5 protein-coding genes are annotated in these 7056 nt (G+C 44.8%); 4 read left to right on the top strand and 1 reads right to left on the bottom strand.

Going from position 1 to position 7056, the window contains the following annotated elements:
* Window positions 1-120: 120 nt before the first annotated feature.
* The 4 genes from A3761_RS14490 (at window position 121) to A3761_RS14475 (ending at window position 6131) form a co-directional block, all read left to right on the top strand.
* Entirely contained in the window at window positions 121-813 is a 693-nt protein-coding gene (locus A3761_RS14490) for a response regulator transcription factor (RefSeq protein ID WP_231872080.1), read from the top strand.
* A gap of 76 nt (window positions 814-889) precedes the next feature.
* Window positions 890-2524, top strand: a complete 1635-nt coding sequence (locus A3761_RS14485) for a FecR domain-containing protein (RefSeq protein WP_068553046.1) — start codon at window positions 890-892, stop codon at window positions 2522-2524.
* A gap of 123 nt (window positions 2525-2647) precedes the next feature.
* Window positions 2648-5245: a CHASE2 domain-containing protein gene (locus A3761_RS14480; RefSeq protein WP_068509752.1), complete on the top strand. Its 2598-nt coding sequence runs from the start codon at window positions 2648-2650 to the stop codon at window positions 5243-5245.
* A gap of 19 nt (window positions 5246-5264) precedes the next feature.
* Complete coding sequence (locus A3761_RS14475; RefSeq protein ID WP_068509750.1) at window positions 5265-6131, top strand: NAD(P)-dependent oxidoreductase; 867 nt, start codon at window positions 5265-5267, stop codon at window positions 6129-6131.
* A gap of 51 nt (window positions 6132-6182) precedes the next feature.
* On the opposite strand, the gene A3761_RS14470 is transcribed toward A3761_RS14475, so the two are convergent.
* Window positions 6183-7056: topoisomerase DNA-binding C4 zinc finger domain-containing protein (locus A3761_RS14470; RefSeq protein ID WP_197473054.1), on the bottom strand; the 874-nt coding region annotated here is incomplete at its 5' end.

Below are 7056 nucleotides of genomic sequence, written 5' to 3'. Positions count from 1 at the left end.
TGATAATGATTCAGCATGTATTATCTGTAGGATATTAGCTAATTTCCAAGACAATTCAGAAAAAGCATCTACACTAGAAAAAACACAAAAAAATAATACAGAACATATATTTAGGGGATAATGATGAAAATTGCTTTGTTAGAAGACGAGCTGGAACAAGCACAAAACCTTAGTGCGATGCTGGTAGAAAACCAACATAGTTGTGATTTCTTTCAGACTGGCAAATCTTTTTTATACGAAGTACTACATAACAGTTATGACTTGTTAATCCTTGATTGGCAGCTTCCAGACATGGAAGGTACCGAAGTTCTTAAATCGATTCGCTCAGAGCTTAGCTGGCGGATACCTGTAATATTTCTGACCTCCAGAGATAGCGAAGCCGATATTATAACGGCCCTTGATGCAGGCGCTGACGACTATCTTGTCAAACCAGCCAGACCTGGAGAGTTAAAAGCTCGAGTCAACGCCTTAGCAAGACGCTCCGCAAACGAGGTAGAAGAGCAAGAGGAGATGGTTATTGGCCCTTATGTGATTAATCTGACTAAAAGAACCATCGTGTCTTTTGGTGAAGACGTGCCACTGACCGATAAAGATTTTGATTTAGCCGTCTTCATGTTTCAGAACATTGGGCGCCTACTATCCAGAGACTACCTGTTGGAAAGGGTTTGGGGAATTTCTATCAACATCAATACTCGGACCGTCGATACGCATGTCAGTCGCTTAAGACGCAAATTGCATATCAAACCTGAGAACGGATTTCGCGTGAAAACAGTTTATCAACATGGGTACAGGCTGGAAAAAGTTGGCGACTAGAGATAAGGACAGCAGCTCTTAACCTGCTCTTGGCTAGAAGCTTTGATATTAATAATGTAGTGAGCATGATTTATTTATGAAATTTGGACGTATTGATATCCATAAACTAACGACGACAGTCATCAACTTCGTCATGCTCTTATGCCTTTCTTGTGCTATTTCTAGCGTCTTGCTAACTTCGGTATCGTTTGCTCAAACACCTCAGGTGGAAGAGTGGCACTACACGCTGCGCCCTGGCGACAACCTGCAAAAAGTCAGTCAAGGCCTTCTCAACAGACAGCACACCTGGACTGATTTAATACGTTATAACAAGATTGAACAGGTCTCGGCCCTGGCCCCTGGCTCAATTATTAAAATCCCTATGCACTGGCTAAAACATCAACCAAAACCGGCTGTTGCCAAGTCAGTTTCTGGTAGTGCCTTGATCAAACGCGCCAGCAAGAGTGTATTTAAGCTACTCAAAACAAATATGAATATTCGTGTCGGTGATGAAGTTGCGACAAAAAAAGGTAATGTTTTAATTGAGTTTGCAGACAGCTCAACCATTCGCTTGGAAGAAAATTCCAACCTGGTCTTCAATAAACTGTCCCACTTTGGCAAGACTGGCATGGTTGATACGCGACTAAGGCTCAAGAGAGGCTCACTGTCCACTGAGGTTACACCCTTGGTTAAAGGATCTCGCTACGAGATTACCACCCCATCGGCGGTAGCAGCCGTGCGCGGAACTGAATTTCGTTTGAGTACCCAGGGTAATGAAACACAGCTGGAAGTTATTGAAGGTGAAGTCTCTTTTGCTGGTGAACATGGGACGACTCAAGTTTTTGCAGGCAACGGTGCGCGCATCAAAAAAGGTAGCGCGATTATTGAGCAGACAAAGTTAGCTGACGCCCCCAAAGCACTATTTGCAGAGAGAGTTGTAGACGACCTTCCTTCAACTCTGTCTTGGGAAGAACAAAAAAGCGCCGAAGCTTATCGAGTTCAACTCACTGACAATAAGCAAAATGGAAAACTTGTTAAGCAAGGGAAAATACAAAAGCCTGAACTTGAGTTGGAACATATTGAGAATGGTGAGTATGACGTTTCCATGCGCGCCATTGACGCTAATGGTTTTGAGGGTGTCGACTCCGTTACACGCATAGCAGTGGACATTGGCACAGAGCAAGCAAAACTCATTGCGCCGCTTGCCAAAAGCATACTTGATAGTACCAAACCTACATTTAGCTGGAACTTTGTTAAACCGGATACGCTCGGAAAACTACAGATTTCCAAAGACAAAGGTTTCAACCTGCTAATCAGCCAAACAGACTTTGATGCAGCGCAGCAGATTGCACCAAGGAAAGCATTGATGCCCGGCTCATACTATTGGCGCGTAGTATCGCTTGCAGATGACGGCGAAACAGCGAATAGCGAAGTGCGTAACTTTTCTGTCCGCGGTATATTGAAACCCGTGAAGATTCTAAGTGTTAACTATATCGACAGCCAAGTTGGCCTGTTCTGGAATAAAGTAGACAATACCCAAGCCTACATATTGCAGGTGTCTGATAGCAAAAGCTTCGAAAACATTCTGAAAGAACAGACCATTGCCAAGGCTCGAGCCCACCTAAGATTAACACCTGGAAAGCGCTATTTCGCTCGGGTTAAGGGAATTGGCAACGAACTATTCAGTTCAGACTTTGGCCCAATCAAAGAGCTATATATTGAAAATGAATAATATGTTGCCTTGCAACAATAATGTTCGTACTGTCATCGGCGCATATCATTTTTTCACATGACAGCGAACATTTTTGCTAAGATGCGTTCGGCCCAACAACGACAGCAATAATAATAGAACCTTATGGCTAGAAACATTCCCGAATCCAGGCCTTATGCGCAGTACCTTTTGACTCTCGCCCTACTCGTGGTGAGCGCTTTTTTGGTCTATACACAAGCGGCCAAGCGCCTCGATCTCTTGGCTTACGACACCGCAATAAACCTCACCCCGGTTCCCGCTGACGAAAATACGGTTATCATCGCCATAGATGAAAAGAGTCTCAATAGTATTGGCCAATGGCCATGGCGGCGTGCAATCCATGCACAGCTAATTGAAAAACTAACGCAGTACAACACCGCACTGATTGCCTTAGATATACTTTTTTCAGAAAAAAGCGCTTCGCACCCAGAAGATGACCTTGCCCTCGCAGCAGCGATCAAGAATAACGGCAACGTTCTACTGCCATTGCACCTACAACCGCTGACTCACGGCGGAACACTTGTTGAAATTCTTCCGATACCTAAACTGGTTGAAGCTGCCAGAGGTATGGGTCATGTCCATGTTGACCTGGACCAAGACGGACTTGCGCGCGGACTATATTTGAACTCAGGTGTCGGCGATGCTCATTGGCCTAGCTTATCAATGGCGATGGCAAGCGAAGTTAACCCCATGATCCAATATATTCGCATGGTAGCATCAAGTAACTCTCCTTATATGTCAGTCAACACCCAATATCGCTTAATACCTTTTGCTGGCCCTGGCGGCACATTTCCGACCTACAGCTATCTGGAGGTTATGCTTGACCAAGTACCTGCTGAAGCATTTCGCGACAAGACCATTTTGATCGGCGCAACGGCTGCAGGTCTAGGCGATATTATTCCAACGCCTGTATCAAGAAGCGGCACCTCAATGTCTGGCGTTGAACTCCATGCCAACGCCTACTCTGCACTACTTAATAATACCGCTATTCGACCTGTTGATTCGGTTTGGGCTTACTTGCTGACATTTGCTTTCATCATGATCCCTATCCTGCTGTTTCCGCGACTCAAACCAACGCATGTCTTACCTTCTGCGATCCTGCTAGTACTGTTGGTTTTTAGTTTTAGCTACCTACTAATACTACTAGATAAGACCTGGTTTCCACCCATTAATGCAATCATTGGTATTTTACTCGCATACCCTTTGTGGAGCTGGCAACGCATGCGGCAGCTAAACCAATTTTTAAACCATGAGTTGGAAAGGCTTGAAAAAGAACCTGCGATTAGCTTCCGTCATATCGGTCAGCACCCGGTGCAAGAAATCTTCGAATCTTTAAATGCCCTGCTAAAACCTAAGCACTACGTTCTACTTAAAGATAAGCAAATTATTCTGCAAGATGAACATACGCCGCTTAGTTACCAGCGCTTAAAATCAACAAACAAGTGGATGCATGATGGGCACACCAGCTGGATAACCCTAGCTCAGGAATCTGACTCTGGCGTGACATCCTTCTACCATATGGGCTTTGTATGGGCTCATCCAACCAACCTATCTGAACATCAGGACTATCTAAACAAACTCGACTTCACAACACCACTAGCACGCAATAAGCCCCGATATTATGAGAAGGTTGCCAATCGAATATCACAGGTACGTGAAGCAATACATTCCATGCAAGACATGAGAACCTTTATATCAAAAGGCTTCGAAGAAATTCCCAATGCGGTATTTGTTACCGACCCTGTTGGCTTAATCGTATTTACCAATAGTCATGCTCAAACTTGGTTTTCTGAATCAAACGGAACGCTACTAGGACAAGCTATTTGTACATTGTTTGACCCCCAACAAAACATTCAGCTAAGTCAAAATATGAGTAAGGTATTAGTCAACGGCGCACAGACCAATGATGAAATCCAGTTAAATGATAGAGACGTTCAGGTTCATTGCGCCCCCTTTATTGTCGATGAAGACATTGACGCAGGCTTGATGATCACACTTTCAGATATCACCGAAATTCGCCAACAACAGCGTGAAAAAAATCAGCTTATTGACTTTTTATCTCACGATGTCCGTTCTCCGCTGGTATCACAGCTAGCCATGCTTAACGGGCTCAGAACTGGTCGAATCAACTGGGATAGCACGCTAATTGATGAAATTGAAAGCCACGCCAAAAGAAGCTTGAATCTGTCAGACCAATTTTTGCAAATCACTCGCGCAGAACAGAGCGCCGAGCAAAGCTTTTATGAGTTTGACCTGCTCAATGCAGTCGAAGATAGCATTGACTCCTTGTCCCAACAGGCAAAAGCGAAAGGCATTAATCTAGAGTTCTCTGATGAAGAACCTATCTGGCTACTCGGCAATGCAGAGTTGATTGAGCGAGCTATCACCAACCTGCTTTCCAATGCTGTCAAATACAGCCCTGAAGACACAACGGTTACAATTAAAACCCGTTGTACTCAAGATAAGGCGATTATCGATATTTCAGATCAAGGCTTTGGCATCAGTCCTGAAGAGCTTCCTTTTATTTTCAAGCGCTTTCACCGCCAAAGACAGACAGAATTAAGCGGCGATAAAGGTGCAGGTTTAGGTTTGAATTTTGTCCAGGTTGTAATTAAAAAACACAAAGGTAGCATTGATGTTCAGAGCGAAGCGAATCAAGGCACCTGCTTTACCTTGACCTTACCACTAGCAGAGAATAATTAAATACTTGGAGCAACATTCCATGACAACTAAAGTTTTGTTCATAGGTTTAGGGGTAATGGGATATCCTATGGCTGGTCACCTTTCCAAACATTGTGACCTTCACGTCTACAATCGTAGTACCTCAAAATCCCAACGTTGGCTCGAAGAGTATGAAGGCCAAATACTGCTAGACCTTAAGAAGATTGATCATAAGTTCGACCTCGTCATAAGCTGCATCGGCAATGATAAAGATCTCGAAGAGGTCTACCTGTCCGAACAAGGCCTGCTCGCCCAATGCGATAGCAAAACACTTTTTATCGATCACACCACCGCTTCCGCTGAACTCGCTAGACGTATTGACGCCAGCACTAAGCAAAAAGGTATGGCATTTATCGACGCTCCCGTTTCTGGCGGCGAACAGGGTGCAATTAATGGCCAGCTAACCATTATGTGCGGCGGCGAAGAAGCAGCTTTCAAACAGGCAAGCGACCTTATGCGGCACTATGCCAAAGCAATGAACCTGCTTGGCCCGTGCGGCTCAGGACAACTCTGCAAAATGGCCAATCAAATGGCCGTAGCCGGTGTGGTACAAGGGCTGGCCGAGGCCATCCATTTCTCAGAGAAAGCTGGCCTGGACTGCAAGCAAGTCGTCGATGTGATATCCAAAGGAGCTGCGCAATCATGGCAAATGGATAATCGTTCAGACACCATGATCGATGCCGAATACGAACACGGTTTTGCCGTAGATCTAATGCGCAAAGACTTAAACATCTGTTTATCTGAAGCTCGGAATATCGGCGCAAAACTTCCCCTAACGGCGCTGATTGACCAGTTTTACGCAGATGTACAGGATATGGGTGGTGCAAGGTGGGATACCTCCAGCTTACTTGAAAGGTTACGTAAATGATGGACATAAAAAAAGCCGCTTAGCGCGGCTTTTTTTATGTCTGACAACTCGCTACTTCTTTTTAGCTTTTGCCTTTTTAGCTTTAGGCAATGTCTCAACCCACTTTCCATCCTGGTAATGAGCCGACCAGCCAGTAGCTTTAACCTTCTCTTCGACTTTTTCTTCAGACATCACATACTGCTCTTTCGTCTTGCGGCTAAAACGGACAATCGACGGATTGCCCTTATTATCTTTCACCGGCGCTGAGAAAAGAAATTCATACTTAGTATCAATTTCATCTTTATGAGGCAGCAGTTCACTCACTAAGGGAGCACGAGTTTCACGATTCTTCGGGAACTTACTTGCCGCGAGGAATAATCCCGCAGCCCCATCTCGTAAGATGTAAGTATCTTCAACCTTCTCACAAGTTAATTCAGGCATCGGCACTGGGTCCATCTTCGGTGGCGCGGCTTCACCATTTCGCAATAACTTACGAGTATTTTTACACTCTTCATTGGTACAACCAAAGTACTTACCAAAGCGGCCGGTGCGAAGCTGCATTTCTGATGAACACTTATCACACTCTAATACAGGGCCATCATAGCCCTTGATCTTAAACTCACCCTCTTCAACTTCATACCCAGAACAGTCCGGGTTGTTACCACAAACGTGTAGCTTACGTTGCTCATCGATCAGATAACTGTCCATGGCGGTTAAACAAATTGAACAACGGCGCTTCTTACGCAAAAGTTTTGACTCGCCTTCCTCATCATCTGCACTGGCGATTTCATCACCCGGTACAAGATTGATCGTCGATTTACAACGCTCTTTTGGCGGCAAGGAGTAACCTGAACAGCCCAAAAACACGCCCGTACTACCCGTACGAACCTGCATATGACGACCACAACTAGGGCAAGGAATATCTGTCTCGGTTGGATCATTTTCA

This window comes from Oleiphilus sp. HI0123 (genome assembly GCF_001635315.1).
The sequence above is the reverse complement of the archived record's forward strand: the minus strand, read 5'-3'. Positions and strand labels throughout refer to the sequence as shown.